29 protein-coding genes and 2 pseudogenes are annotated in these 24,553 nt (G+C 67.0%); 22 read left to right on the top strand and 9 right to left on the bottom strand.

The window, feature by feature from the left end; genetic code table 11:
• Positions 1–96: 96 nt before the first annotated feature.
• From tesB to IB223_RS19015, 4 genes are all read left to right on the top strand, one after another.
• A complete protein-coding gene (gene tesB / locus IB223_RS05785) occupies positions 97–1,014 on the top strand; it encodes an acyl-CoA thioesterase II (protein ID WP_192200683.1) in 918 nt (305 codons plus the stop codon).
• Positions 1,015–1,024: 10 nt separating this feature from the next.
• The gene (locus IB223_RS05780; RefSeq protein WP_192200682.1) at positions 1,025–1,522 is read left to right on the top strand and encodes a DUF2007 domain-containing protein; all 498 of its coding nucleotides are present in this window, start codon (positions 1,025–1,027) and stop codon (positions 1,520–1,522) included.
• Positions 1,523–1,606: 84 nt separating this feature from the next.
• The gene (locus IB223_RS05775) at positions 1,607–2,824 is read left to right on the top strand and encodes a sigma-70 family RNA polymerase sigma factor (RefSeq protein ID WP_192200681.1); all 1,218 of its coding nucleotides are present in this window, start codon (positions 1,607–1,609) and stop codon (positions 2,822–2,824) included.
• Between the two features lie 79 nt (positions 2,825–2,903).
• Complete coding sequence (locus IB223_RS19015) at positions 2,904–4,049, top strand: RNA polymerase sigma factor (protein WP_192200680.1); 1,146 nt, start codon at positions 2,904–2,906, stop codon at positions 4,047–4,049.
• Positions 4,050–4,095: 46 nt separating this feature from the next.
• On the opposite strand, the pseudogene IB223_RS18810 reads toward IB223_RS19015, so the two are convergent.
• Positions 4,096–4,255: pseudogene (locus IB223_RS18810) on the bottom strand (hypothetical protein); the annotation flags it as partial.
• Between the two features lie 53 nt (positions 4,256–4,308).
• Positions 4,309–4,821 (bottom strand): annotated as a pseudogene (locus IB223_RS05765) (calcium-binding protein); the annotation flags it as partial.
• Positions 4,822–4,962: 141 nt separating this feature from the next.
• On the opposite strand from IB223_RS05765, the gene IB223_RS05760 reads away from it, so the two are divergent.
• From IB223_RS05760 to IB223_RS05750, 3 genes are read left to right on the top strand one after another with little or no spacing between them, the layout of a single operon-like run.
• Positions 4,963–5,547, top strand: a complete 585-nt coding sequence (locus IB223_RS05760) for a phosphatase PAP2 family protein (RefSeq protein WP_192200678.1) — start codon at positions 4,963–4,965, stop codon at positions 5,545–5,547.
• 1 nt (position 5,548) lies between these two features.
• The gene (locus IB223_RS05755) at positions 5,549–6,271 is read left to right on the top strand and encodes an arginyltransferase (protein WP_192200677.1); all 723 of its coding nucleotides are present in this window, start codon (positions 5,549–5,551) and stop codon (positions 6,269–6,271) included.
• A 49-nt stretch (positions 6,272–6,320) separates the two neighbouring features.
• Positions 6,321–7,526: an endonuclease/exonuclease/phosphatase family protein gene (locus IB223_RS05750; RefSeq protein ID WP_192200676.1), complete on the top strand. Its 1,206-nt coding sequence runs from the start codon at positions 6,321–6,323 to the stop codon at positions 7,524–7,526.
• A 21-nt stretch (positions 7,527–7,547) separates the two neighbouring features.
• Here the strand turns inward: IB223_RS05750 and IB223_RS05745 are convergent, their stop codons facing one another.
• Together IB223_RS05745 and purT are read right to left on the bottom strand one after the other, a co-directional pair.
• Complete coding sequence (locus IB223_RS05745; protein ID WP_192200675.1) at positions 7,548–7,847, bottom strand: hypothetical protein; 300 nt, start codon at positions 7,845–7,847, stop codon at positions 7,548–7,550.
• A 10-nt stretch (positions 7,848–7,857) separates the two neighbouring features.
• The gene (gene purT / locus IB223_RS05740) at positions 7,858–9,042 is read right to left on the bottom strand and encodes a formate-dependent phosphoribosylglycinamide formyltransferase (RefSeq protein ID WP_192200674.1); all 1,185 of its coding nucleotides are present in this window, start codon (positions 9,040–9,042) and stop codon (positions 7,858–7,860) included.
• 120 nt (positions 9,043–9,162) lie between these two features.
• Here purT and IB223_RS05735 point away from each other — a divergent pair, with 120 nt between their 5' ends.
• The 8 genes from IB223_RS05735 to IB223_RS05700 all read left to right on the top strand — a co-directional run bounded on the left by IB223_RS05735 (position 9,163) and on the right by IB223_RS05700 (position 12,946).
• Positions 9,163–10,026 (top strand): SPFH domain-containing protein, encoded by an 864-nt coding sequence (locus tag IB223_RS05735; RefSeq protein WP_192200673.1) that lies wholly within the window; start codon positions 9,163–9,165, stop codon positions 10,024–10,026.
• A 15-nt stretch (positions 10,027–10,041) separates the two neighbouring features.
• Positions 10,042–10,317 carry a hypothetical protein gene (locus IB223_RS05730; RefSeq protein ID WP_192200672.1) on the top strand — a complete coding sequence of 92 codons (276 nt, stop codon included), beginning with the start codon at positions 10,042–10,044 and terminating at the stop codon, positions 10,315–10,317.
• Positions 10,314–10,511, top strand: a complete 198-nt coding sequence (locus tag IB223_RS05725) for an Arc family DNA binding domain-containing protein (protein ID WP_192200671.1) — start codon at positions 10,314–10,316, stop codon at positions 10,509–10,511. Before IB223_RS05730 ends, IB223_RS05725 begins: the two co-directional genes overlap by 4 nt.
• Complete coding sequence (locus IB223_RS05720) at positions 10,508–10,687, top strand: DUF4177 domain-containing protein (RefSeq protein WP_192200670.1); 180 nt, start codon at positions 10,508–10,510, stop codon at positions 10,685–10,687. The genes IB223_RS05725 and IB223_RS05720 overlap by 4 nt, the downstream gene beginning before the upstream one ends.
• An 11-nt stretch (positions 10,688–10,698) precedes the next feature.
• Positions 10,699–10,926, top strand: a complete 228-nt coding sequence (locus IB223_RS05715; RefSeq protein WP_192200669.1) for a hypothetical protein — start codon at positions 10,699–10,701, stop codon at positions 10,924–10,926.
• Positions 10,927–10,933: 7 nt separating this feature from the next.
• Positions 10,934–11,479 carry a PH domain-containing protein gene (locus IB223_RS05710; protein WP_192200668.1) on the top strand — a complete coding sequence of 182 codons (546 nt, stop codon included), beginning with the start codon at positions 10,934–10,936 and terminating at the stop codon, positions 11,477–11,479.
• A 9-nt stretch (positions 11,480–11,488) separates the two neighbouring features.
• Positions 11,489–12,319: a M15 family metallopeptidase gene (locus IB223_RS05705; protein ID WP_192200667.1), complete on the top strand. Its 831-nt coding sequence runs from the start codon at positions 11,489–11,491 to the stop codon at positions 12,317–12,319.
• Positions 12,320–12,439: 120 nt separating this feature from the next.
• Complete coding sequence (locus IB223_RS05700) at positions 12,440–12,946, top strand: hypothetical protein (protein ID WP_192200666.1); 507 nt, start codon at positions 12,440–12,442, stop codon at positions 12,944–12,946.
• A gap of 45 nt (positions 12,947–12,991) precedes the next feature.
• Here the strand turns inward: IB223_RS05700 and IB223_RS05695 are convergent, their stop codons facing one another.
• The 5 genes from IB223_RS05695 to IB223_RS05675 form a co-directional block, all read right to left on the bottom strand.
• A complete protein-coding gene (locus tag IB223_RS05695; protein WP_192200665.1) occupies positions 12,992–13,666 on the bottom strand; it encodes a DNA-3-methyladenine glycosylase in 675 nt (224 codons plus the stop codon).
• 4 nt (positions 13,667–13,670) lie between these two features.
• On the bottom strand, positions 13,671–14,039 hold the full coding sequence (locus IB223_RS05690; protein ID WP_192200664.1) for a DUF423 domain-containing protein: 369 nt from the start codon (positions 14,037–14,039) through the stop codon (positions 13,671–13,673).
• Positions 14,040–14,184: 145 nt separating this feature from the next.
• Positions 14,185–15,348 carry a polyketide cyclase gene (locus tag IB223_RS05685; protein ID WP_192200663.1) on the bottom strand — a complete coding sequence of 388 codons (1,164 nt, stop codon included), beginning with the start codon at positions 15,346–15,348 and terminating at the stop codon, positions 14,185–14,187.
• Between the two features lie 184 nt (positions 15,349–15,532).
• Entirely contained in the window at positions 15,533–16,174 is a 642-nt protein-coding gene (locus IB223_RS05680; protein WP_142123895.1) for a response regulator transcription factor, read from the bottom strand.
• Entirely contained in the window at positions 16,171–17,412 is a 1,242-nt protein-coding gene (locus IB223_RS05675; RefSeq protein WP_192200662.1) for a sensor histidine kinase, read from the bottom strand. Before IB223_RS05675 ends, IB223_RS05680 begins: the two co-directional genes overlap by 4 nt.
• 179 nt (positions 17,413–17,591) lie before the next feature.
• Here IB223_RS05675 and IB223_RS05670 point away from each other — a divergent pair, with 179 nt between their 5' ends.
• The 7 genes from IB223_RS05670 (at position 17,592) to IB223_RS05640 (ending at position 24,439) form a co-directional block, all read left to right on the top strand.
• A complete protein-coding gene (locus IB223_RS05670) occupies positions 17,592–18,188 on the top strand; it encodes a GNAT family N-acetyltransferase (protein WP_192200661.1) in 597 nt (198 codons plus the stop codon).
• 2 nt (positions 18,189–18,190) lie between these two features.
• Positions 18,191–18,958, top strand: a complete 768-nt coding sequence (minC, locus tag IB223_RS05665) for a septum site-determining protein MinC (RefSeq protein WP_343227170.1) — start codon at positions 18,191–18,193, stop codon at positions 18,956–18,958.
• A gap of 45 nt (positions 18,959–19,003) precedes the next feature.
• Positions 19,004–19,813 carry a septum site-determining protein MinD gene (gene minD / locus IB223_RS05660; RefSeq protein WP_142123892.1) on the top strand — a complete coding sequence of 270 codons (810 nt, stop codon included), beginning with the start codon at positions 19,004–19,006 and terminating at the stop codon, positions 19,811–19,813.
• Between the two features lie 2 nt (positions 19,814–19,815).
• Positions 19,816–20,070 carry a cell division topological specificity factor MinE gene (gene minE / locus IB223_RS05655; protein ID WP_192200660.1) on the top strand — a complete coding sequence of 85 codons (255 nt, stop codon included), beginning with the start codon at positions 19,816–19,818 and terminating at the stop codon, positions 20,068–20,070.
• A gap of 77 nt (positions 20,071–20,147) precedes the next feature.
• Complete coding sequence (locus IB223_RS05650; RefSeq protein ID WP_225590943.1) at positions 20,148–20,597, top strand: hypothetical protein; 450 nt, start codon at positions 20,148–20,150, stop codon at positions 20,595–20,597.
• 218 nt (positions 20,598–20,815) lie between these two features.
• Entirely contained in the window at positions 20,816–22,810 is a 1,995-nt protein-coding gene (locus tag IB223_RS05645) for a M2 family metallopeptidase (RefSeq protein WP_192200658.1), read from the top strand.
• 72 nt (positions 22,811–22,882) lie between these two features.
• Positions 22,883–24,439, top strand: coding sequence for a serine protease (locus IB223_RS05640; RefSeq protein ID WP_192200657.1), 1,557 nt, complete (start codon positions 22,883–22,885; stop codon positions 24,437–24,439).
• Positions 24,440–24,553: the final 114 nt, after the last annotated feature.

The following is a 24,553-nucleotide window of genomic DNA, read 5'->3' as shown; positions in this document are numbered from 1 at the left end:
GCTTCGCGTTGGGAGCCGCCAGAAGCGTCGGGGCTCAAGCCCCTCCTACAGGCTGGCCGCTATAATTCGCCGGTCATCGCCACAGGCATCGCGCCCTTGTCCCCCGCTCCCGAACCCGTCGTCTCCGAACTGATCGAACTGCTGTCGCTGGAGCGGCTGGAAGACAACCTGTTCCGCGGCCAGAGCCGCGACATCGGCACCAAGTATGTCTTTGGCGGCCAGGTACTGGGCCAGGCGCTGTCGGCCGCACAGGCCACCGTGGATGGCAGCAGCGGCGAGCGCCGCGCACATTCCCTGCATGCGTACTTCCTGCGTGCCGGCAACATCGAAGCCCCGATCGTCTACGAAGTGGACCGCACGCGCGATGGCGGCAGCTTCTCGGTGCGCCGGGTGACCGCCATCCAGCATGGCCGGGTGATCTTCTTCTGCGCCGCGTCGTTCCAGGCCGGGGAAGACGGCGCGGAACATCAATTGTCGATGCCGGAAGTCCCGCAGCCGGAAGACATCGCCAATGCCCCACCCGTGCCCGCGGACGTGATGGCCACCTTGCCGCCGAAGGTCCAGCGCTGGATGTCGCGGCGCGGGCCGTTCGAGTTCCGCCACGTCTATCCGCGCGATGAACTGAACCCGCCCAAGCGCCCGCCGTTCCAGCAGGTCTGGTTCCGCCTGAGCGAACCCGTGGGCGATTCGCCCGAACTGCATCGCGCGCTGCTCGCCTATGCCTCCGATTTCCAGTTGCTGGGCACGGCCACCTACCCGCACGGCATCAGCTACTACCAGCCCAACGTGCAGATGGCGTCACTGGATCATGCGCTGTGGTTCCATCGCCCGTTCCGCGCGGACGATTGGCTGCTGTATTCCATCGACAGCCCCAGTGCGAGCGGTTCGCGCGGCCTGGCGCGGGGACAGATCTTCGACCGCCAGGGCCGGCTGGTCGCCAGCACCGCGCAGGAAGGCCTGATCCGCGTGGTGCCGGACGCGGAAGCGGCGTCGGCCGTGCCGGCGAAGGACTGAGGGCGCACGCATGCGGCAAGTGTTCTCCAGCCAGCGGATCGAGACCGTCGAAGGCGTGGCCAAGATGCTGACCGAGGCGGGCATTCCCGTCTTCATCAGCAACGGCCGCTCCTACCAGAGCAAGCGCGGCGGACAATTCAGCTATACCGAACCGGTGAAGGCCCAGCTGCAGCCCGCGCTGTGGGTACGCCATGCCGAGGACCAGCCACGCGCCCGCGCACTGCTGCGCGAAGCCGGCCTGCTGGAGACCACGCGTCCGGGCCAGGGGCCCACGCTGACGTTCCGCACCGACCAGGAAGCCGACGCCGCGCCGCGGCGGTCGTGGGCCTGGCGCATCCGTCTGGTCCTGCTGGCGCTGATCGCCCTGGCTGCGGCCGTGATGTGGATGCGGCGCCCCGCGCCTGCGCCCGCGCCGGTACCGCAGCCGCAGGAAACGCCCGCCCCCGCACCGGCCGATGCAGCGCCGGAAGAAGACCGCATCCGCATCCAGCCCGCCACCGGCGGCTGAGCCCGGCACCTGCAGTGCCGGTTCTGGTCACATCCGTCGCACCGGTCCGTCAGGGTCATCAGCCCCTCCGATGATCCTGACCCGATGACTGCCCTTGCCCTCGACCTGATGCTGCAGACCGAACTGCCCGCTGCCGCGCGCGGCAGCCACGAAGCCTACGGCCGCATCGTCAACGCCTGCCAGAACACCGTCACCGCGATTGCCCTGGCGATCACCCGCGACGTGCAGGCCAGCGAAGACATCGCGCAGGAGGCCTTCCTCAAGGCCTGGCAGCAGCTCGACAAGCTCAAGAACACCGCCAGTTTCCTGCCCTGGCTGCGACAGATCACCCGCAACCAGGCCCGCGACTGGCTGCGTGCGCAGCACGGCCGCCCGTTGTCCGGCGAAGCGGCCGAGATCGCCATCGGCATGGCCGCCGATCCTGACCCTTCGCCGTCGGAGCGCCTGTTGCAGACGGAGGAGGAAATCGCTGCCACCGAGATCATTTCCGCACTGCCGGAGGACAGTCGCGAAACCCTGCTGCTGTTCTATCGCGAGGGCCAGAGTTCGCAACAGGTAGCCGAGCTGCTGGGCCTCAGCGATGCCGCCGTGCGCAAGCGGCTGTCGCGGGCGCGCGCCTGCGTTCGCGAAGAACTGTTGAAGCGCTTCAGCGACTTCGCGCGCACCACCGCACCCAGCGCCGCCTTCACCATGATCGTGCTTGGGGGACTGGTCGGGGCAATGCCGGCCGCGAGCGCGGCGACGATGATCGGCACCGGCGTGCTGGGCAGTGGCCTGGGCCTCGGCAAACTGGGGACGGGCGGGCTGACCACCGGCGGTATCACCGGTGGCGTGGCCGGTGGGTCGCTCGGCGTGATCTTCGAACAGATCACCCACCACCCGGCCGTGCTGGGCGGCATGATCGGCGGCATCGCCGGGGGCCTCGCGGGCTATGCCTTCACGTGGTGGTACCTGGCGCGCTTCTGCCAGACCGCGCAGGAACGCCAGCAGGTGCGCCGCTTCATGGCCCTCAATACCGTGACCGGCTCGGCATGGCTGTTCTGCCTGATGCTGGCGACCGTGCTCTTCACCGGGTCGCAGGCCATTCTCGCGGTAACGCTGGCCGGCCTGTGCGCGATCAACTACCAGTACCTGGTCACCCTGCCCCGGATCATGGATCCGATCCTCGCCCATCCGGCCAACACGCAACGGCGGCGCGGCTACGACTACGTGATCGGCAGGAAGGCCGTGGCATTGACCAGTGTGCTCGCTATCGGCGCCATCCTGTTTGCGCTGATCGACAGCGGGCGCCTGCTCCTGTAGTTCCCCGGCCTTCCCGGGCGGGTCACACTCTGCTTCGCCGGTCGTCGTGCCTGCATGACCACGAAGAAGCGAAGACATCATGGACGCCCTGGCGATCGAACTTTCCCTGCGTGAGGCATTGCCGGCGGCCGCGCGCGGCGACCATGCGGCGTACGGCCGCGTGGTGGCGATGTGCCAGAACGCCATCACCGGCATCGCGCTGGCGATCACGCGCGATATGCAGGCCAGCGAGGACATCGCGCAGGAAGCGTTCCTGAAAGGATGGCGGCAGTTGGCCACGCTGAAGAACCCGGACAGCTTCCTGCCCTGGCTGCGCGAGATCACCCGCAACCTGGCGCGCGACCACCTGCGCGCGCAGCGACGGCGTCCGATGACGGGCGGTACGGCGGAACTGGCATTGACGCTCGCCGCCGACACCGCGCCCACGCCGGCCGAGACGCTGTTGCAGACCGAACAGGAACAGGCCGCGCGCGAGGTCATCGCGGCCTTGCCGGAAGACAGTCGCGAAGTGCTGCTGCTCTACTACCGCGAAGGCCAGCGCTCGCACCAGGTCGCCACGTTGCTGGGCATCACCGACGCCGCCGTGCGCAAGCGCCTGTCGCGTGCGCGCCAGTACGTGCGCGAAGACCTGATGACGCGCTTCGCCGAGTTCGCGCACACGTCGGCGCCGTCGGCGGCGTTCGCCAGCGGGGTGTTGGGCATGCTGGCGGTTGCTGCACCACCCATCGCGGGGGCCGCTGTACTCGGCAGTGGCGGTGCGGTTGCGGGCAAGGGATTACTGAAGCTGCTGGGCGGATCGGCAGGCGTCGCGGCGCTGGGAACATTCATCGGCATCAGTGCGGTGTGGTTCGGCATCCGCAAGCCGCTGAAAGATCCTCTGGATGCGCAGGAACGACGCGACCTGGTTCGCTACGGCGTGTTCTGCACCCTGCTGATCGCGGGCTTCGTCGCGGGCATCATCGCCCTGGCACAGATGCGCGGGTGGGTACCGCACCTGGGGGTAACCCTGGTCTACATCGGCGGCATCTGCTGGGCCAGCGGGCATTGGCTGCCGCGCATCCTGAAGCGCCGCCAGGACCGGGACCTGCAACGCGACCCGGAAGGCATGCGCCGGCAGGTGCATCGCCAGCGCTTCTGGCGGATGTGGGGTCTCGTGCTGGCTGTTGGCCTGGCGCTGACCGGACTGTTCACGGGGCTGATCATGTCAGGCCGCCTCTCTTTCTGACGACCCGGTCCGTACGCACCCTGAAACCCGGGTGCGTGCGTGGTGCTCAGCGTCGGGAAGGCTTGCCGGCGGCCAGTTCTTCCCGGGACAGGGCGCCATCCTTGTTGCTGTCCAGCGCATCGAAGCGGCCGGCCAGGCGGCTGTTGTCCTTCACTTCATCGCGCGACAGGCTCCCATCCCTGTCCTTGTCCGCAGCGGCGAAGCGCTCATCCATGCGGGCCTGCATGCGCTGCTGGAACTCGGTGCGACGCTGCACGTCCGCCTGGTCGATCTCCGCACGGGTCAGCTTGCCGTCCTTGTCGGCATCGGCCTTGGCGAACCATTCGTCGCGGCGTTGCTTGCCGCGCGCTTCACGATCGGCGCGGTCGATCACGCCATCCCTGTTCGCATCCATCGTGTCGAAGCGTTCGGCGAAACGTGGCTGCGCCGCGGCTTCGGCACGGCTGACCTTCCCGTCGCCATCGGTATCCAGCTTCCTGAAGCCATCGCCGTGACGCGATCCGCCATGGCGGCCATGTCCGCGCATGCCCTTGTGCTGCGGACGTTCGTCGGCAGTCAGCTTGCCATCGCCGTTCTTGTCCAGCTCGGCGAAACGCTCGGCCAGGCGCGGATGCGCCGCCGCTTCGGCCTTGTCGATGGCGCCATCGGCATTCTTGTCCAGGCTCGCGCGCGCCGGCTTCTGCGCGTCGCCGGCCTGTGTGGCGGCCAGCGCGGAGCCGGCGCCAAGGGCGGCCAGCACGGCCACGAAAAGCAGGGTCTTGCGGTTCATCATGTTCTCCTGGAGACGCGGCGCCGGTTGCGCCACTGACACCGAAAACGCGCCGATGCCGCCCGCGTTGACGCGCCGACGACCGCGTTCAGCCAGCGGACGGTCGCGGTCCACGCGACACCGGCGCCGCAGTATGCTGACCGCATGCCTGCCCCACTCGCCCGCGCCCTCTCCATCTTCGGCCACCCGATGCTGGTGTTGCCGATGGCGGTGCTCGCCATCGCGCTGGCGCAGGGGGAACGCCGAACAGCGGCGTGGTCGGCACTGGGCTTCGGCGCATTCGCTGCGCTGGTGATGGGCTTCTCCTGGTGGCAGGTCCGTCGTGGGCGCTGGGGGCACGTGGACGCCAGTGCGCGGCATGAGCGCAGCGCCTTGAATCGCTTCCTGCTGATCGCGCTGACGGCTGGCGCCGTGCTGGTCGCATGGCGCGGGGCTCAACCATTGCTTGCGCTCGGGCTGGCATTGTCGGCCTTCATGATCCTGGCGGCCATGCTCACGGCGCGCTGGTGCAAGCTCTCCCTGCACCTCGCATTCGCGGTGTTCGCCGCGCTCCTGCTGCACAAGGTGGGAACACTGTGGATGGTCATCGCCCTGCTGTTCGCCACCGCCATCGCGTGGTCGCGCCTCGCGCTGGAACGCCACACGCGTCGCGACCTGCTTGCAGGCGCGGTGGTTGGCGCAGTGGCGGGCCTTGCGTTCTGGCCGCTGGCTGCGCGCTGGGGAGGATGACGTGGGCGAGAACAACCAGCCTATCGACGACCTGCGCCTGTTCCATACCGGAGAGCATCCCTGCGGATACTGGCCCGACCGCGTCGCGCGCGACCTGGTGCTGGACCCGCGCGACCCGCGCCTGCCGCAGTTGTATCCGGATGCGCTGGGCTGGGGCTTCCGTCGCTCGGGCGATATCGTCTACCGCCCGCACTGCCGGCAATGCCGTGCCTGCGTGGCGGTGCGGATCCCGGTGGCCGACTTCGCCCCGGACCGCAGCCAGCGCCGCTGCGCCGCGCGCAACACGCGCGTGGAAACGCGGATCGTCGCCGCGCTGCGTGGCGAGGAACACCTGGCTCTCTACCGGCGTTATCTGGCCGCCCGCCATCCGCTGGGTGGCATGGACGACCACGGGGCGACGGAGTTCGACCAGTTCCTGGTGGGCAGCTGGTCACGTGGCCGTTTCGTGGAGTTGCGCGAGGACGGCCAGCTGCTCGCGGTGGCGGTGACCGATGTCATCCCGGGCGCACTGTCGGCGGTCTACACCTTCTACGATCCTGCGCTGGAAGCGCGCAGCCTGGGTACGCTGGCGATCCTGCGGCAGATCGAATGGGCTCGGCGCGATGGCTACACGCACCTTTACCTGGGTTACTGGATAGAGGGCCATCGCAAGATGGACTACAAACGCCGCTTCCGGCCACTCGAGCACTTCGACGGTCGCCGCTGGCACCGCAGCACGGAGTGACGGCACTGGGGTGCACACGGGTGTCATGCCTGCATGGCATCATGCCGGCATGCGAAAACCCACCGTCCTGCTTCCGATGATCCTCGCCCTGGCCGCATGCAGCGGCTTCATCCCGCACAGCGACAGCCACGGCACAACGGGGCCGGCGTTGCGCGTGGCGACCTACAACACATCGCTCTTTTCCGACGAGGCGGGCGGCGTCATCCGGCAGCTTGAAGGCGACGACGCGCATGCGCGCAAGATCGCCGCCGTGCTACAGAAGGTGCGCCCCGACCTGGTGCTGCTCAACGAGTTCGACTACGACGACGCGCATCGCGCCGCCGACCTGTTCCAGCGGCGCTATCTGGATGTCGCCCAGCCCGGCGGCGGCGATCCGCTGCACTACGCCTACCGGTATCTCGCGCCGGTCAACACCGGCGTACCCAGTGGCCTGGACCTGGACCGCAATGGCAGTGTCGGCAGCGCGGGACGCGAGCGCGGCAACGATGCCTGGGGCTACGGGCTGCACCCCGGCCAGTACGGCATGCTGGTGCTGTCGCGCTTCCCGATCGATGAAGCGCAGGTGCGCACGTTCCAGCTGTTGCGGTGGAGCGCGATGCCCGGTGCCAGCAACCCCGTCGACCCGACGACACACGAACCTTTCTACGCCGATGCCGTCTGGAAGCAGTTGCGCCTGTCGTCGAAATCGCACTGGGACGTGCCGGTTCGCACACAGGACGGCGTGGTGCACTTCCTGGTTTCGCACCCGACGCCGCCGGTGTTCGATGGCCCGGAGAACCGCAACGGGCTGCGCAATGCCGACGAAATCCGGCTGTGGCGCGAGTACCTGGGCGCGAGCGATGTCCCGTGGCTCTGCGACGACCAGGGGCGATGCGGGGGACTGGCCGCCGACGCGCGCTTCGTCATCGCAGGCGACCTCAACAACGATCCCGCCGATGGCGACGGCCACCACGAAGCCATCATCGAGCTTCTCGAACACCCGCGCGTGATGCGCATGGCCACGCCCCGCAGCGAAGGCGGCGAAGAAGTCGCACTCGCCTACGCGGCGAAGGGCTTGCAGCGCCGTGGCGCACCCGCGCATGTCACGGGTGATTTCGGGCGCCGGAACGGCGCGCTGCGCCTGGACTACGTGCTGCCGTCCACCGGCTTCGCGTTGATGGGCAGCGGCGTGTTCTGGCCGAAGAAGGACCACCCGCACGCCGCCATTGCCGATGGCAGCGATCATCATCTGGTGTGGGTGGACCTGGCCCTCTAGGACGGAGTGCCGCGGCGCGACTTATGCCGCTCCCACCGCCGGCGCCGCGATCCGTGGGCCGAAGCCGAAGACGGCCTCGTTCTGCGCCGACACGATCATCCGGATCATGCTGCCCGGCACCATCAGCTCCACCTGCACGTCATGGCCTTCGGCATCCTTGCCCACCAGGGTCATTTCGGTGAAGGCGCCGCCGGTATCGATCTCCTTGCAGAAGATGTGCGGGCCTTCGGGCTGGTTGGCCAGATAGGGCTTGATCGCTTCACCCAACGCTTCCAGCGCCTGCGGGAAGAAGAACACGGCGTAGCCGGTATTTCCGTTCATGGCGCGCCCCTCATTCCAGTTCGATGGTGATGGTTTCGGCGGCCGCGCGCGCTGCCGTCCGCGCAGTCTCGATGCTGTCCGCACGCGCCAGCGTCACGCCCACGCGGCGATGCCCTTCCACGCGCGGCTTGCCGAACAGGCGCAGCGCGGTATCAGGCGCGGCCAGCGCGCCTTCCACGTTGCCGAACAGCGGCACGCCGTGGCCATGCGCCAACATCGCGCATGAGGCGGACGGTCCGCTCTGGCGGATGACCGGAATAGGCAGGCCCAGGATCGCGCGTGCATGCAGCGCGAACTCCGACAACTCCTGCGACACCAGCGTGACCAGCCCGGTGTCGTGCGGACGCGGCGACACTTCGCTGAACCACACATCGTCGCCCTTGACGAACAACTCCACGCCGAACAGGCCCCAGCCGCCCAGGTCGTCTGTCACGGCCCGCGCGATCTGCTGCGACCGCTCCAGCGCGCGCGCGGTCATCGGCTGCGGCTGCCAGCTCTCGCGGTAATCGCCATCCTTCTGCCAGTGGCCGATCGGATCGCAGAACGCGGTGCCGCCGGCGTGGCGCACCGTCAGCAGAGTGATCTCGTAGTCGAAGTCGATGAAGCCCTCGACGATGCAGCGACCGGCACCGGCGCGACCGCCGGTCTGGGCATAGTCCCAGGCCGTGTCGATGTCCGCCTCGCCGCGCAGCGTGCTCTGGCCCTTGCCTGACGACGACATGACCGGCTTGACCACGCACGGCAGGCCGATGGCCTTCACCGCATCGCGATACTCCTCGAACGTATCCACGAAGCGATAGGGCGATGTCGGCAGGCCGAGGGTTTCCGCCGCCAGGCGACGGATGCCTTCGCGATCCATCGTCAGCCGCGCGGCGCGCGCGGTGGGAATGACGCGCGCAGCGCCCTCGGCTTCCAGCTCCACCAGCGTCTGGGTGTGGATAGCCTCGATCTCGGGCACCACCAAGTGGGGTTTTTCCCGCGCGATCAGTTCGCGGATCGCCGCCGGATCCAGCATGTCCAGCACGTGCGAGCGGTGTGCAACCTGCATGGCCGGGGCATCGGCATAGCGGTCGGCGGCGATCACCTCCACGCCCAGTCGCTGCAGCTCGATGGCCACTTCCTTGCCCAGCTCGCCGGAACCCAGCAGCAGGACGCGGGTGGCGTGGGGCGTAAGCGGGGTGCCGAGGGTCGTCATGCGCGGTGGTCCGTGGAAAGAGGGCGCCAGTTTACCGGGCGGGCCGACGGACGGCGGAGGCCGCTCGTTGACATTTGATATCAAATTGATATCTTTCAATCTCAACCAAGGGGATGTGCCATGAGAGAGAACGCCAAGTCGTCGCTGCCCGGAATTCCGGTCCTTTTGGGGGTCCTGCTGCTGGCCCTGGGGGCCGCCGCCATCTTCATCATGTCCGCCGCCAACAAGCAGCCCGCCGGCCTGTTGCTGGGTGCCCTGCTCGGGGCCACCGCCCTCTTCGTCATGGCGGGCCTGTACAAGCTGGAGCCCAACCAGTCCGCCGTGCTCAGCCTGTTCGGCAAGTACGTGGGTACGGTGAAGGACAACGGCCTGCGCTGGAACAACGTCTTCTTCACCAAGAGGAAGATCTCCCTGCGCATCCGCAATTTCGAAAGCAGCCGCCTGAAGGTCAACGAGCTGGATGGCAGCCCGATCGAGATCGCAGCCGTGATCGTGTGGCAGGTGGTGGATTCGGCCGAAGCCGTGTTCAACGTGGACGACTACGAGAGCTTCGTGCACATCCAGTCCGAATCCGCGCTGCGTGCGATGGCCTCCAGCTATCCCTATGACCAGCACGAGGATGGCCAGATCGCGTTGCGCAGCCACCCGCAGGAGATCTCGCAGCACCTGCAGGAGCAGATCGCCGAGCGCCTGGGCAAGGCCGGCGTGGACGTGATCGAAGCCCGCATCAGCCATCTGGCCTATGCACCCGAGATCGCCCAGGCGATGTTGCAGCGGCAGCAGGCCAACGCGGTGATCGCAGCCCGTACGCGCATCGTGGCCGGCGCCGTCGGCATGGTCGAAATGGCCCTTGCCGAACTGCAGAAGAACGATGTGGTGAAGCTGGACGAGGAGCGCAAGGCGCAGATGGTCAGCAACCTGCTGGTCGTGCTGTGCGGCGAGCGCGGCACCCAACCCATCGTCAACACCGGCTCCATCTACTGACGCGGGCGCACGCGCATGCACGCCCTCGTCCCGCTGGTCCTCGCCATCTCAGGCCTGCCCGCCCTGCTCATCGGCGCGTGGATGAGCCGCGAACCCGATTCCCGCTCGCGCGGCATGGCCGTGCACTGGGTGCTCGTGGGACTGGCGATCCAGGCCGGCGCCGTAGGCGTGTACTGGGCCGGCGATGACAACGGCCGGGTACACGCCATCGTGATCGCGATGGTCGTGCTGGTGAATGCGCTGATCGTGTCGATGCTGCTGCAGCTGCGCCGCAACAGGAACAACCCGTGAGCGAGAAGCAGGACAAGAAGGCCTATCCGCTGCGCATCAATGCCGAGGTCCTGGCCGCGGCGCAGCGCTGGGCGGACGACGAACTGCGATCGCTCAATGCCCAGATCGAATACGTGCTGCGCGATGCGTTGCGCAAGTCCGGACGGTTGCCGAAGGGCGATGCGTCCGCCAACACCAGGAAGGACTCGCCATGAACCACCGCTGGAGCCACAAGGTCGTCGAGGTTCCGTACAAGATGTTCGCCGGCAAGCTCACCGACCGCATCCAGCAGGAGCTGGACAAGATGAGCGCGCAAGGGTGGGAGCTGGTCAGCACGCTCTTCATCGAACACGAAGTCTCGGTGCGCCTGTTCTTCCGGAAGCCGGCCTGAGCGCCGACGCTGTGGCCGGGCTCGTCAGACGGATCAAGCGCATTTGGGTCGCGCTGGGACTGGCGGCCACGAGCGATGAAGGCGTCTCGATCGTGCATGCCGGTGGTCGCTGGGAGCTCCGGCCGCGCACTGCGGTGGCGCAAGCGACCGGCCTGCTGTTCTCCTGCCGCGCACTGGTCGACCCGCGCGCCTACGCCGACATCCTCCAGACCTGTACTCCCTCCGCCGACGCGCACTAGGAGCCCCATGCAACAGAAGCAGGAATTCGACGTCGCCCCGCTGTCCTCCCACGTCGCCTGGTGGCTGTGGCTGCCGGTGCTTGCCGCGATCGGCGCGGTGATCGTGGCGATGACGATGGAATCCCGCACCCCGCCGCCCTCGGCGGCATGGCTGGCGGTGCCGTTCGTGCTGGCCGTCGGCGTGGTGCTCACCTTCGCCCTGCGGCGTCGCCGGATCGTGCTGAACAACCGCGAATTGCAGGTGCTCGCGACGTTCTACACCAGGAAGCTCGCGGTGGAAGCCTTCGATCTCGACAGGGCACGCATACTGAGCCTGGAAGAACACACCGACCTGGCACCGATGCTGAAGACGAACGGTTTCAGCCTGCCGGGCTTCAAGGCCGGCCATTTCCGATTGCGCAACCTCACCAAGGCGTTCTGCCTCGTCACCGACCGTACCCGTGTCCTGCTGTTGCCACAGCGGGATGGCGGCCTCCTGATGCTCAGCCCGACACGCCCTGCCGATGTGCTGGCACGCTTGCGCGAACTGGCGGCCCCCACGCCGCGCCGCTAAGCTGCGGGCATGCACCGCCTGCCCGCCCGACCGCTGAAATCCATCCTGCTCAACACGGCGCAGATCGAACTATGGCCTGCCGACCTGCTGCGCGTGCGCAGCAACGCTGACGCGCGAGCTGTCGCGACGGCGCATACCGTATTGCGCCGCAAGCACGACGGCCGCTACCTGGCCGCGATCTCCCACCGCGCCGTGCAGCCGCTGGTGCCACGCCTTCGTCGGGAACCGGGGCTGGGTGACGCGTGGGATGCGCTTGACAGGCTTGAAGCAGGAGGCACGCGCGGTTTTGATGCAGGCGCGCCGGGCTCGTTGCCACTGCATGCCCTGCAGGATCGGCTCCACGCGCTGGGACTGGATGAAGCATACGGCGAACGCACGGGGTTGCCGCTGGTCGCGGAACCCGCTGCCCTCGCCTTCGCCGGATTCGACCGCTACCGCCGGCCGCTTTGGTTGACCGCCGGCGCAGCCCGGGCCTGGCGCGCAATGCAGGCGGCGGCCGCACGCGAGGGCGTATCGCTGGATGCGATCTCCGGTTATCGCAGCCACGACTACCAACTCGGCATCTTCGCGCGGAAGCGCGCGCGCGGGCAGACGGTGGACCAGATCCTTACCGTGAACGCGGCACCCGGATACAGCGAACACCACAGCGGCAATGCGCTCGACATCGGCACGCCCGGCGAGCCGCCGGCCGAAGAATCGTTCGAGCACACTGCCGCCTTCGCATGGCTGACCGGGCATGCCGGCAATTTCGGCTTTGTCTTGAGTTACCCGCGCGGCAATCCGCATGGCATCGTCTATGAGCCTTGGCATTGGTGTTTCGTGGGAGCGGCCACCTCTTGACGGTATGGGCACGCGGCGCACACGCTGGGCGCGGGTCAGCTGACGAATACCGCCGACGGCGGTACAGGCGAAGGCGTCGCTCGGCCCCTTACGTCCCTGGAATCCAACCGGAAGGAAGCCATGAGCACACCCAACCCGTATGAAAGTCCCGCCGCGACAGTGGCCGATGCACGCCAGCCTCTCGAGCGTGACCTGCCAGACGAAATCACGCGCCCGATAAAGCACGGCTGGGTCGCTGCATGCATCTCCGGCGCGATGACGTTGCTCGTGACCCTGGTTTCGCTGGGAGGTGCCGACCGTGAAATTGGTTACGACGCGTGGAATCTCGTCGATGTCGGTCTGATCGCACTGCTCGCGTTCGGCATCTACAAGCGCAGCCGCACGGCGGCCACGATCATGCTGCTCTATTTCGTGCTGTCGAAGATCCTGGTCATGGTCGAGACCGGCAAGCCCTCCGGGCTTGTGCTGGGCCTGGTGTTCGCCATCTTCTACTTCCGTGCGATGACGGCGACCTACCGTTACCACCGTTTCCTGCGGGACTGGAAACGCAACCCGCCGGCACCCAGGCGCTCGCTCAGCGAGGACCCCTTGTTCGCCGGGAAAGCCACTGACAGCGGCGCGAGCTGAGCGACTCCGAAGGCCCGCCTTTTCACAGGCGGGCGGGATCCCCGGTCAATCCTGCGAACGCTTCGTCGGCGTCTTCGCCTCGACACCGAAGTCCGCGATGCGCCATAGATATTGCGCTGCGTAGGTGCGGTAAGGGCCCCATTTCTCACCGCGAGCCAGCAATTCCTTCGGCGTCGGCATGGCATCGAGCTTGTCGACGAACTGCGCGCCCTTGCGCACGCCAAGGTCGTCGATGGGCAGCACGTCGGGCCGTCCCAGGCGGAACATCAGCATCATCTCCACCGTCCAGCGGCCGATGCCGCGGATGGGCACCAGCGCGGCGACGATGTCGTCCTCATGCATGGTGGACATCTGCCGCAGCGTAGGGATTTCGCCCCGTTGCTCACGCGCCGCGAGATCGCGCAACGCCAGTGCCTTGTTGCCGGAAACCCCGCAGGCGCGCAGCGCGACGTCGTCAATCCGGCCCAGTGTGTCGAAGTGCAGGCGGGCACTGCCGATGGCCGCTTCCACGCGCCCCACGATGGTGGCGGCGGCCTTGCCGCTCAGCTGCTGGTAAAGGATCGCCTTGGCCAGCGCATCGACGGGGTCGAAGGTCTTCTTCCATGTGGGCTGCGGTTCGATGTAGCCGATCCGCTTCATCCACGCACCCAGTCTGCGGTCGCGCCGGGTCAGGTGGTCCCACGCATGTTCCGTATCGAAGCCGCGCGCGTGACGGGGCATGGCGTCAGCGCCGGACCGCGTCCAGTGCCCATAGCAACCAGCCCAGCATCAGGGTAATGCCGCCGGCCGGGGCGAGGCGCGTGCTGAGGCCACCCAGCGCGCCAGCCACCAGGCTGCCCGAAAAGAGCAGCGTGCCCAGCAACAGCAGGCACAACGCCACTTTGCCCATGCGCCGCGTGGTGCCGGGCGCCAGCGCCGCCAAGGCAAGCCCATGCCCGAAAGCGAACAACGCTGCGGTCTGCAGGTGCGACTGCGCGAGTCCGGCACCCCCGCCGTGCGAGGCATACGCCGACAGGCCGACAGCCGCAGCGGCGAACACGGCCCCGGAAAACGCGAGGAAAGAAGGCTTGCGTTGGCGACGGTCGTAATTCATGGGTGCTGCAGACCTCGTGGAAGGGCCGGCATCCTGCCAGGGGCGGAAAGAAGCGCGGAGATCCGTGCTCCCACAAACGCAACGCGCCGCATGAAGCGGCGCGTTGGCGTGGTACTCGTCATTGCGGACGATGGTCCGGGCAGTGTTACTGCTTGACCGCCCAGTAGATGTCGAACTTGCCGCCGGCATCGAAGGAGCCATCGACACCCGACTTCCAGGACTCGTACGGACGATCGACCACTTCGTGGCCGGCGGTGACGGCCCAGGCGCGCAGCGCATTGCGCTGGTTGTCGAGCTCGGCCATGTAGCCGGTGTAGCTGGCGAACGCCGACTTGCGGGCTTCGGTACGAACGTACTCGACCGGTGCGCCCGAGGGGATGGTGACCTTCAACTCACCCGTGGAAGCGACCGGCGCGGGCGCAGCGGCAGGTGCCGTTTCACCGTCGGCGGCGGCGGCATCGGCCTTCGGCGCTGCACTGCCCTTGCGGACCGGCTGCGCCACGTCGAACGCGTACTTCTCGGTGCCGAAGTCGGTGGTGATGATACGCAGCGGACCGGCGGCGACCAGGCCGTTGGCATCCATCACGCGCTTGATCCACTCCTGGTTCTGCTTGATCGACGCCTTGATGGCGTCGTTGGTGCGGTCGATGTTGCCTGCGTTGACGACCAGCAGGTCTTCGGCGGGCACCTCGACGATTTTCAGGTCGGTCAGCGGGCTGCCTTCGGTGCGGTAGTCGAAGTTCGGCACGGTGGCCAGCATGTTGGTCAGCTTCGACAGGCCGGCCTTGACGGCGTCACCGACGTGGCGACTCACGTACATGCCGGCGTAGCGGCCGAGCAGGTTGAAGCCGTACTTCACCTCGTAGCTCTGAGTGATCTTTACGTTGCGGTTGTTCTTGCCGCTCGGCTCCAGCGTGAAGACGCTGCGCTTGTCGCTGCCCATGCGCTTGTCGGTAATCGCATACGCGATCTTGCCGGTGCCGCCGCTCGGCGCCGGACGCTCGCTCTCGACGATTTCCCAGCTGCCCTGGCCCCAGCCCGCATTGGCGGAGTTGAAGTCCACCTTCGCGCCGACGCCGGAGTTGTCTTCCCCGCCCGAGTAGCTCAGTTCGTTGGCCGCGCTCGGGATCAGCGGGTTCCAGTCCTTCAGTCGACGCACGTTGTTCAGCGTGTCGAACACGATGGTCATGCGACGGTTGGTCTCGACGCTTTCCTGCAACTCGCGCGAGGACGGCAGGACCAGGCCGATCACCAGAAACAGCGCCAGAACCAGCGCCAACGCAATCACGAACTCGATCAAACGGGTCATTCAGGAGTCTCCGGGGGCCGGTGCCTCGGCCGTGAAAAAAATGCAACGCGCATCCTAGCAGGGTTGGCAGCCTTCGGGCAGCCCACCTGACACCGGTTGGCCGCCCTATTCCGGGGCGTATGGAAAGGGGCCTCGGCGGCCAGGGCGCACCTGTGCGCTGCAGCAACAGACCCTGCCGCGGACTTCAGACCAACTGCAGTTCGAACGCCTTGAGCACCGCCCGCGTGCGGTCGCGCACACCCAGCTTGGAAAGGATGTTGGAGACATGGTTCTTGATGGTCCCCTCGGCCACACCCAGCGAGTTGGCGATCTCCTTGTTGGAGAAGCCGCTAGCCATCAGCCGGAGGATCTCGGTCTCGCGGTCCGTCAACGGATCCGGGCGGTCCAGGCTGACGAACTCGTTGCGCATGTGCTCCAGGCCGGACAGCAGGCGCTGGGTGACGGCCGGCTGCACCAGCGAGCCGCCGCCGGCCACGGTGCGGATGGCGCCGACCAGTTGCTCCAGCGACACATCCTTCAGCAGGTAGCCCTTGGCGCCTGCCTTCAGCCCGGCAAGGACGAGCTGGTCGTCGTCGAACGTGGTCAGGATGATGGTGGGGGGAAGCTGGCCCGTTCTGGCCAGTGCCTGCAGCGCCTCCAGGCCCGACATCACCGGCATGCGCATGTCCATCAGCACCACGTCGGGGTTGACCTGCGGGACCAGGTCGACGGCCTGTTTCCCGTCTGCGGCCTCGGCCACCACCTCGATGCCGTCGTCCAGCGCCAGCAGGGAACGGATGCCCTGGCGCACCAGGGTTTGGTCGTCGACCAGACAGACACGGATCACGGGGTTCCTCCGGAGCTGAGCTCGGGTGTGGGTTCGGGTTGTGGAAGGGGGCGGGGCGCGAGGCCGGGTACGGCCTCGTTGACGGGCAACGCGATGTGCAGGCAAAAGCCCCGTCCGGGCTGTGTCTCGATGCGCAGGTCGCCACCGTACTGGGACAGGCGCTCGCGCATGCCGGTGAGGCCGTTGCCCGCGACCACCTGCCCGCTACCGGCACCGTCGTCGCGGGCATCGATCAGGATCTTCGCCCCATCTCGCCGGCAATGCAGCCACAGGTGGCGGGCGTTGGCATGGCGGACGGCGTTGGTGATGATCTCCTGGGTGCACCGCAGCAACACATGGGCGCGGTGCGGGTCTTCGAGGGTCAGGGGCTCTTCGATATCCATGTGGATGGCCAGCGAAGGGACTTTTTCGGCCAGCGGAACCAGCGCCGCCCCCAGATCGATGGCGCCGCTGTCGCGCAGCTGGCTGACGGCTTCGCGTACGTCGGTCAGCAGCAGCCGGGCCAGCGTATGCGCCTGGCGCACGTGCTCCTGCGCGCGCCCCTCGGTCATGTGGCCGGCAACTTCCAGGTTCAGGCTCAGGGCGGTCAGGTGGTGCCCCAGCAGATCGTGCAATTCGCGGGAGATGCGGGTGCGCTCGTTCACCCGGGCGCTCTCGGCCAGCAGCACGCGGGTGGCGCGCAGTTCCGCGTTGAGTCGCCGCTGCTCTTCACGCGCCTGGGCCTGCTGGCGCGCCACGTAGGTGGTGATCAGCACGAAGGCCGAAAACCCCACGTAGAACATCGACTGGAACAGGGCCTCCCAGAAATTGAAGTCGTCGCGGGCCATGAACGACGGCACCAGCAGGACGTGCGCGGCCAGCAGCCAGGCCACCGCGAAGCGCAGTTCCAGCAGCCAGGGCAGCACGCCGGCCATGATCAGCAGCAGCACGGCGCCCAGCCCGGTCTGGGTGTAGAAGCCCACCCCGATCGCGGTCGCCGTCAGCACCATGGCCAGCGGCACGTTCCATGCCACCGGCAGGCCATCCCGACGGCCATCCAGCGCACGCGTCGCCAGCCAGTAGACGCCGCCAAAGGTGAAGTAGCACAGCGCGGTCAGCGGCAGGTTGACGCCCTGCTCGTCCGTTCCGCTGGACGGCGGCAGCACCCACACATTCAGGATGATGGGAATCCCCACCAGGGCCCATGTGTAGAGCCCGGCGGCGCGCAGCAGGCGGGTATGGCTGAGTCGTCCCAACATCCAGGCATCTTAGGCGGAATCGCGCGCGACCATGTCCCAACTAAAGTCATGCCCGCGTTGGAATGGGGATGGCCGGGTTCATCCCCCGCTCACCCGCCGCCTCGCCCGTCGCTGCGGCACCATGCGATAATCCCCGCTTGGCCGTGCGCCGCCCTGCAAGACCCGTTCGGAGTCAGGTAATGTCGATTGTCATCCGCGACGTGCGCGAGCACGAGCTGGATTCCGTCCTAGCCCTCAACAACAATGCCGGACTGGCGATCCTGCCGCTGGATTCGGCCAAGGTCCGCCGCTTCTACGAACAGGCCGAGTACTTCCGCGTCGCCGAACGCGACGGCAACCTCGCCGGTTTCCTGGTCGGCTTCGGCTCGAACGCCGGGCATGACAGCAGCAACTTCGCCTGGTTCCGCGACCGCTACCCGCAGTTCTTCTACATCGACCGCATCGTGGTGGCCAGCCGCCGCCGCGGCGGTGGCGTGGGCCGGGCGTTCTACGCCGACGTGCAGAGCTATGCGGAACTGCGCTATCCGCAGCTGGCCTGCGAAGTCTTCCTCGACCATGGCGCCGACCCCGCCCTGCTCTTCCATGGCAGCTTCGGCTTCCGCGAGATCGGCCAGAACGTCATGGCCGAGGCCAACGTGCGCGCCAGCATGCTGATGAAGGAACTGTGCAGCTATCCGTGGGTCCGCGAGACCTATGGCGACGCCCTGCCGGACGCACCGTGGGCCCGCACCCGGCTGCTGGCCGATGCCAGCACGCAACGGCCGACGGGTACATGAGCGTGACGCGAGCCTCCATGGACTACGAACAGGCCGGTGAACTGAAGATCGGCCAGGTCGGCATCGCCAACCTCCGCATCCGCACCCTCGATGTCGACCAACTGATCCGCGAGATGCGCGAGCGCGTGGAGCGCGCGCCCAAGCTGTTCGGCCGCGCTGCCGTGATCGTCGACTTCGGCGGCCTGACCCGCCTGCCGGACGAAGCGACGGCACGCGCACTGATCGACGGTCTGCGCGGCGCCGGCGTCCTCCCGGTGGCGCTGGCCTATGGCACGCGTGAAACCGAAACCCTTTCCGAACAGCTCGGCCTGCCCCTGCTGGCCAAGTTCCGCGCGCAGTACGAACCGGTGGCGCAGGCCACGCCCGCCCCCGCGCGGGCCGAACCCGCGCCCGCCCCCGCCAAGGCGGCGCCGGCACCCACGGCGAAAGCCGCGGACACCAAGCCTGGGCTGGTCCAGAAGACCCCTGTGCGATCGGGCCAGCAGCTTTACGCGGAAAACCGCGACCTGACCGTGCTGAGCACCGTGGGTGCCGGCGCCGAAGTCATCTCCGACGGCTCCATCCACATCTACGGCGCCCTGCGCGGCCGCGCCCTCGCCGGCGCGCGCGGCAACGCCGATGCGCGCATTTTCTGCCGCGAGTTCCATGCCGAACTGGTCGCCGTCGCCGGTCACTACAAGGTGATGGAGGAAGTACCCAAGGAACTGCGCGGCAAGGCCGTGCAGATCTGGCTGGACCAGGACCAACTCAAGATCGTCGCGCAGGAATGATGCGCTGCGTTACCCCAAATAGAAGAACGACCAAGGAGAACACCGTTGGCTGAAATCATCGTAGTCACGTCCGGCAAGGGCGGAGTGGGCAAGACCACCACCAGCGCCAGCATCGCATGCGGTTTGGCCCGTCGCGGCAAGAAGGTCGCGGTCATCGACTTCGACGTCGGCCTGCGCAACCTCGACCTCATCATGGGCTGCGAACGCCGCGTCGTGTACGACTTCGTCAACGTCACCCAGGGCGAAGCCACCCTGAAGCAGGCCCTGATCAAGGACAAGCGCTTCGATACGCTGTACGTGCTGGCCGCCTCGCAGACCCGCGACAAGGATGCGCTGACCAAGGAAGGCGTGGAGAAGGTGCTGAAGGACCTGTCCGACGACGGCTTCGACTACGTCGTGTGCGACTCGCCGGCCGGCATCGAGAAAGGCGCGTTCCTGGCGATGTACTTCGCCGATCAGGCCATCGTGGTGGTCAACCCGGAAGTGTCCTCCGTGCGCGACTCCGACCGCATCCTCGGCCTGCTGGACTCCAAGACCCGCAAGGCCGAGAACGGCGAGACGCTGAAGGCCAACCTGCTGCTGACGCGCTACAACCCTGCGCGCGTGGAAGGCGGCGAGATGCTCAGCATCAAGGACGTGGAGGACGTGCTGGGCCTGAAGACCCTGGGCGTGATCCCCGAGTCGGGCGACGTGCTCAACGCCTCCAACAAGGGCGAACCGGTCATCCTCGACCTGGAATCGCCGGCCGGCCAGGCCTACGACGACACCGTGGGGCGCCTGCTGGGCGAAGACCGCCCGATGCGCTTCATCACCCTTGAGAAGAAGGGTTTCTTCACCAAGTTGTTCGGAGGTTGAACATGGGCCTGTTCGATTTCCTCAAGGCGAAGAAGAACACCGCCGAAACCGCGAAGAACCGCCTGCAGATCATCATCGCGCAGGAACGCAATTCGCGTGGCGCCCCCGACTACCTGCCGCTGCTGCGCCGCGAGTTGCTGGAAGTCATCAAGAAGTACGTCAACGTCGACGTCGACGCGGTGAAGGTCGACCTGATCAAGGATGGCGACCACGACGTGCTGGACATCTCGGTCGCGCTGCCTGAAGGCAACTCCTGACCACGGGCGGAGCATCGCTCCGCCCTGACTGTCCCGCCCGCATGAATGCCGCTGCAGACACCCTCGAACCCGACGTGATGCGCGTGGCGGCATTGCCGTTCGGTGCCGCAGCCACGCTGCTGGCGCGCTACGGACTGATCCTGCACCGCGTCGACGACGGCGCACCGATTCCCGGCAGCTTCTGGGGCGAACCGGAAGCCGGCGTCATCGCCCACAACGTCTACGTGCGTTGTGACACCCCCGTGCACTCGATGCTGCACGAAGCCTGCCACCTCATCGTCCTTCCGCCGGAACGCCGCGCGCAGGTGCACACCGACGCCACCGATTCGGTGATCGAGGAAGACGCCACCTGCTGCCTGCAGATCATCCTGGCCGACGAACTGCCGGGCGTGGGTCGCGGCCGGCTGATGGCGGACATGGACGCGTGGGGCTACACGTACCGGTTGGGATCGACGCAGGCGTGGTTCGAGCAGGACGCCGACGATGCCCGGACGTTCCTCCGCGAACGTGGACTGCCGAACCGCTGAGACCGCGCGCCCCTGTAGGAGCGACGTAAGTCGCGACCGCGCACCTTCCGGCGACGTGCAAGTCGGGGCATCCAGCTATAGAAGGAACCGGGACCCCGACGTCGAGCGGTCGCGACTTACGTCGCTCCTACAGGGGGAATGCACGCCGCACTTGCTGCCCCCGCCGCCTCTCACTACCCTTCGGGTTCCCGTGCCAGCCGAACCCCGAAGGACTTCCCGTGAAGCAACGCCACCTCCTGCTCGCACTCGCCGTCGGCGCCTGCGTCGCCACGCTCGCCGCCTGCAAGAAGGACGAGCCCGCCGCAGACACTGCCGGCGTGCCCACCGCGCCGCAGGGCGAGACCGCCGACCAGTTCATCGCGCGGGTCAACGACGAGTTCAAGAAAATGTACCCGGAGCTGACCGCCGCGCAATGGCTGTCCAGCACCTACATCAACGACGACAGCCAGCTGCTCGCCGCCAAGGGCAACGAGCGCTACCTGACCCAGCTCAACAGCTGGATCGAGCAGGCGAAGAAATTCGAAGGCCAGAAGATGTCGCCCGAGACCGCGCGCGCCATCCAGCTGCTGAAGCTGGCCACCGCGATGCCTGCGCCGAAGGATCCGGCCAAGCTGGCCGAGTTGACCCAGATCGCCACCAAGATGGAAGGCACCTACGGTGCCGGCACCTATTGCACCGGCGAGGGCGACGACAAGAAGTGCCGGCAGCTGGGTGAACTCGAAGATGTGCTGCGCAGCAGCCGCGACTACGACGCCCAGCTGGACGCATGGCAGGGCTGGCACACCATCGCCCAGCCGATGCGCACCGATTACACGCGCTTCGTCGAACTGGTGAACGAAGGCTCGAAGGAAATGGGCTTCGCCGACGCCGGCGAGATGTGGCGCAGCGGCTACGACATGACGCCCGCCGAGATCGCCGCCGAAACCGATCGCCTGTGGGGCCAGGTCAAGCCGCTCTACGAACAGCTGCACTGCTACACCCGCACCAAGCTGCAGGCCACTTACGGCGTGGAGAAGGGCCAGGTCAACGGCCTGCTGCCGGCGCACCTGATGGGCAACATGTGGCAGCAGGACTGGGGCAATCTGTGGGACGTGCTGGAGCCCTACAAGGGTGCCGGCAGCCTGGACATCACCGGCGCGCTGGAAAAGCAGTACCAGGCTGATTATCAGGCGGCACTCGGCAAGGCCGGCCCGGGACCGGGCACCGACAAGCTGTTCCAGGCCGAGCGCGAGGCACAGCTGCAGGTCGCCAAGCAGATGACCGAACGTGCGCAGGAGTTCTACACCAGCCTCGGCATGCCGAAGCTGCCGGAGAGCTACTGGTCCAAGACCCAGTTCATCAAGCCGATGGACCGCGACGTGGTCTGCCACGCCAGCGCCTGGGACATGAACATGGCCGGCGACGTACGCACCAAGATGTGTATCAAGCCGAACGAGGAAGACTTCACCACCATCTACCACGAGCTCGGCCACGTCTATTACTACCTGGCCTACAACAAGCTGCCGCCGCTGTTCCAGACCGGCGCGCATGACGGCTTCCACGAAGCGATCGGCGACACCATGGTGCTGGCGATGACGCCGGACTACCTGAAGTCGATCGGCATGGTCGACGCCCCGCAGCAGAGCAACGAAGCGCTGATCAATGCGCAGATGCGCATGGCGCTGGCGAAGGTGTCGTTCATGCCGTTCGGCCTGATGATCGATCGCTGGCGCTGGGGCGTGTTCGACGGCAGCATCAAGCCGGCCGACTACAACAAGGCCTGGTGGGAACTGAAGGCCAAGTACCAGGGCGTGGCGCCGGCCACCGCGCGCGGCGAGGATTTCTTCGACCCGGGTGCGAAGTACCACGTGCCGGGCAACACACCGTACACGCGCTACTTCCTTTCGCACGTGCTGCAGTTCCAGTTCTACAAGGGCCTGTGCGACGCGGCCGGCTACAAGGGACCGCTGTACAACTGCAGCTTCTACGGCAACAAGGCGGCAGGCCAGAAGTTCTGGGCGATGCTGGAAAAGGGCGCTAGCCAGCCGTGGCAGTCCACGCTGAAGGAACTCACCGGCGGCGAGAAGATGGACGCCGGCGCGGTGCTGGAGTACTTCGCTCCGCTGCAGGATTGGCTGAAGCAGCAGAACGAAGGGCAGACCTGCGGTTGGCAGGCGCCTGCGGCTGCAGCCACGCCGACACCCGCGACACCCGCGACACCGGCGAAGTCGTAAGCTGCAGCAACGGGACGGGCCGGTGACGGCCCGTCTTTTTATTCAGAACACACAGCCACAAGGATGTCATTGATGAAAGCGCGCTACCCCCTGTCGACCCTGTTGCTTGTCTTGCTGGCCTCGCCTCATTGCGCCATCGCACAGACCGGCCCGCAGGTCGGCAGCGAAACCAGCCGCACGCCAACGTTGGCGCCAACGCAATGGAAGCTCGCCGCCTTCCCGTCACGCAGCGCCACCCCGCTGCGCTACCGGGAACTATCCATCAGCCGGTTGCTCGACGTGCAACGGTACAACACGGTCCAGCGCATCAAGGCCACCCAGATAGGCGTGGGCCGGGGGCTGACGGGTGAAGGCGTCGACCGCACGACGCCAGTGCTGCGCTGGATTCCCCTGAAGACCGGCGGTGCGGTCGCACGCCTGCAGGTCACTTCGCCGGATGCCCTCGGCCTGCGCGTGGGACTGCAACTGCAGGGACTGCATCCGCATGTCGAACTGCGCTTCGGTGGCTCCGACGCGCCTTCACAAGCGGTTGCGACGGTGAACGCATCCGAGGCCCAGCAACTGGTGGATGCGCAAGGCATCTACTGGACACCAGGCACCGACGGCGCCACCCAGATCATCGAGATCTATCGTCCCGCGCACGTCAAGGCATTGCAGGCACGTCTGCAGGCACCAAAGCTGTCGCATCTGCTGACCAACAGCCGCAACGATTTCAAGCTGCTCAAGTCGCTGGGCGATGCGGGCAGCTGCAACATCGACGTGGTCTGCAAGGTTGCCGAGTACGGCCCTGCCTTCGTGCAGGCGAAAAACGCCGTGGCCCACATGACCTTCGTCGAGAGCGACGGCAAGGGCTATGTCTGCACCGGCACACTGCTCAACGACACCGTCCCCTCGACGCAGGTGCCCTACTTCTATACCGCGGCGCATTGCATTTCCAGCCAGTCGGTAGCCAACACGCTCAACACCTATTGGGCGTACGAGAACTCCACCTGTGGCGGCGCGGATGGCGCGAGGCGCAACCCGGTGATCGGCGGCGCGGACCTGCTGTATGCGGACGAAGACCTGGACGCGCTGTTGCTGCGTCTGAAGAATCCTGCTCCCGCCAACGCCACGTTCGCAGGCTGGGATGCCAGCACGCTCGGCACGGGCGCGGACGTCATCGCCATCCATCATCCCCAGGGCGACGCCAAGAAAGTATCCCGGGGCCAGCATGTCACCGATACCTACGCCGAGCTCTATACCGTAGCCTGGCTCGAAGGCACCACGGAAGGCGGCAGCAGCGGCTCGGGCCTGTTCACGCGCTACCGCGACAGCAGCCTGCGCCTGCGGGGTGGCCTGCTGGGTGGCGATGCCCTGTGCTCCAACACCGGTTCCACCGGAAATGCCCTCAACCGCGACCACTACTCGCGGCTCGACCTGGTCTTTCCGCACATCAAACAGTGGATAGCCTCGGAGCCGGTGAGCGAGAACAGCTCGCAGCCGCTGATACGTTCCGCCGGTGCCGTCGCGCAGGGCCAGGGCTCACGCACCATCGTCCCAACGGAAACCATGACAAGGCCGACTGCGCGGCCCGCCATCGAACGTCCTCGCGTGATGACCCCCGCGCGACACTCGCTGCGCGAGCGCTGATCGCAGCGAGCAGGTGACAAAGAGGCCGGCGTATGCCGGCCTCTTCCTTTGCGGCCCCTCACAGGCTTCATCACCAGCACACATCGCGCGCGCAGGCTGGATGCGAACCGACCG

The sequence above is a fragment of the Pseudoxanthomonas sp. PXM03 genome (assembly GCF_014852005.1).
Taxonomy (GTDB): Bacteria; Pseudomonadota; Gammaproteobacteria; order Xanthomonadales; family Xanthomonadaceae; genus Pseudoxanthomonas_A.
The sequence above is the reverse complement of the archived record's forward strand: the minus strand, read 5'-3'. Positions and strand labels throughout refer to the sequence as shown.

Bases quoted from the DNA above. Each gene is read 5' to 3' on its own strand.
- IB223_RS05675 (WP_192200662.1), bottom strand. From the start codon at position 17,412: ATGTTGGGACGACTCAGCCATACCCGCCTGCTGCGCGCCGCCGGGCTC.
- purT (WP_192200674.1), bottom strand. From the start codon at position 9,042: ATGACGACCCTCGGCACCCCGCTTACGCCCCACGCCACCCGCGTCCTG.
- IB223_RS05695 (WP_192200665.1), bottom strand. From the start codon at position 13,666: ATGCCCCGTCACGCGCGCGGCTTCGATACGGAACATGCGTGGGACCAC.
- IB223_RS05720 (WP_192200670.1), top strand. From the start codon at position 10,508: ATGAACCACCGCTGGAGCCACAAGGTCGTCGAGGTTCCGTACAAGATG.
- IB223_RS05700 (WP_192200666.1), top strand. From the start codon at position 12,440: ATGAGCACACCCAACCCGTATGAAAGTCCCGCCGCGACAGTGGCCGAT.
- minE (WP_192200660.1), top strand. From the start codon at position 19,816: ATGGGCCTGTTCGATTTCCTCAAGGCGAAGAAGAACACCGCCGAAACC.
- IB223_RS05640 (WP_192200657.1), top strand. From the start codon at position 22,883: ATGAAAGCGCGCTACCCCCTGTCGACCCTGTTGCTTGTCTTGCTGGCC.
- IB223_RS05690 (WP_192200664.1), bottom strand. From the start codon at position 14,039: ATGAATTACGACCGTCGCCAACGCAAGCCTTCTTTCCTCGCGTTTTCC.
- IB223_RS05750 (WP_192200676.1), top strand. From the start codon at position 6,321: ATGCGAAAACCCACCGTCCTGCTTCCGATGATCCTCGCCCTGGCCGCA.
- IB223_RS05745 (WP_192200675.1), bottom strand. From the start codon at position 7,847: ATGAACGGAAATACCGGCTACGCCGTGTTCTTCTTCCCGCAGGCGCTG.
- IB223_RS05670 (WP_192200661.1), top strand. From the start codon at position 17,592: ATGTCGATTGTCATCCGCGACGTGCGCGAGCACGAGCTGGATTCCGTC.
- IB223_RS05650 (WP_225590943.1), top strand. From the start codon at position 20,148: ATGCGCGTGGCGGCATTGCCGTTCGGTGCCGCAGCCACGCTGCTGGCG.
- IB223_RS05775 (WP_192200681.1), top strand. From the start codon at position 1,607: ATGACTGCCCTTGCCCTCGACCTGATGCTGCAGACCGAACTGCCCGCT.
- IB223_RS05710 (WP_192200668.1), top strand. From the start codon at position 10,934: ATGCAACAGAAGCAGGAATTCGACGTCGCCCCGCTGTCCTCCCACGTC.
- IB223_RS05760 (WP_192200678.1), top strand. From the start codon at position 4,963: ATGCCTGCCCCACTCGCCCGCGCCCTCTCCATCTTCGGCCACCCGATG.
- IB223_RS05780 (WP_192200682.1), top strand. From the start codon at position 1,025: ATGCGGCAAGTGTTCTCCAGCCAGCGGATCGAGACCGTCGAAGGCGTG.
- IB223_RS19015 (WP_192200680.1), top strand. From the start codon at position 2,904: ATGGACGCCCTGGCGATCGAACTTTCCCTGCGTGAGGCATTGCCGGCG.
- IB223_RS05685 (WP_192200663.1), bottom strand. From the start codon at position 15,348: ATGACCCGTTTGATCGAGTTCGTGATTGCGTTGGCGCTGGTTCTGGCG.
- IB223_RS05730 (WP_192200672.1), top strand. From the start codon at position 10,042: ATGCACGCCCTCGTCCCGCTGGTCCTCGCCATCTCAGGCCTGCCCGCC.
- IB223_RS05735 (WP_192200673.1), top strand. From the start codon at position 9,163: ATGAGAGAGAACGCCAAGTCGTCGCTGCCCGGAATTCCGGTCCTTTTG.
- IB223_RS05705 (WP_192200667.1), top strand. From the start codon at position 11,489: ATGCACCGCCTGCCCGCCCGACCGCTGAAATCCATCCTGCTCAACACG.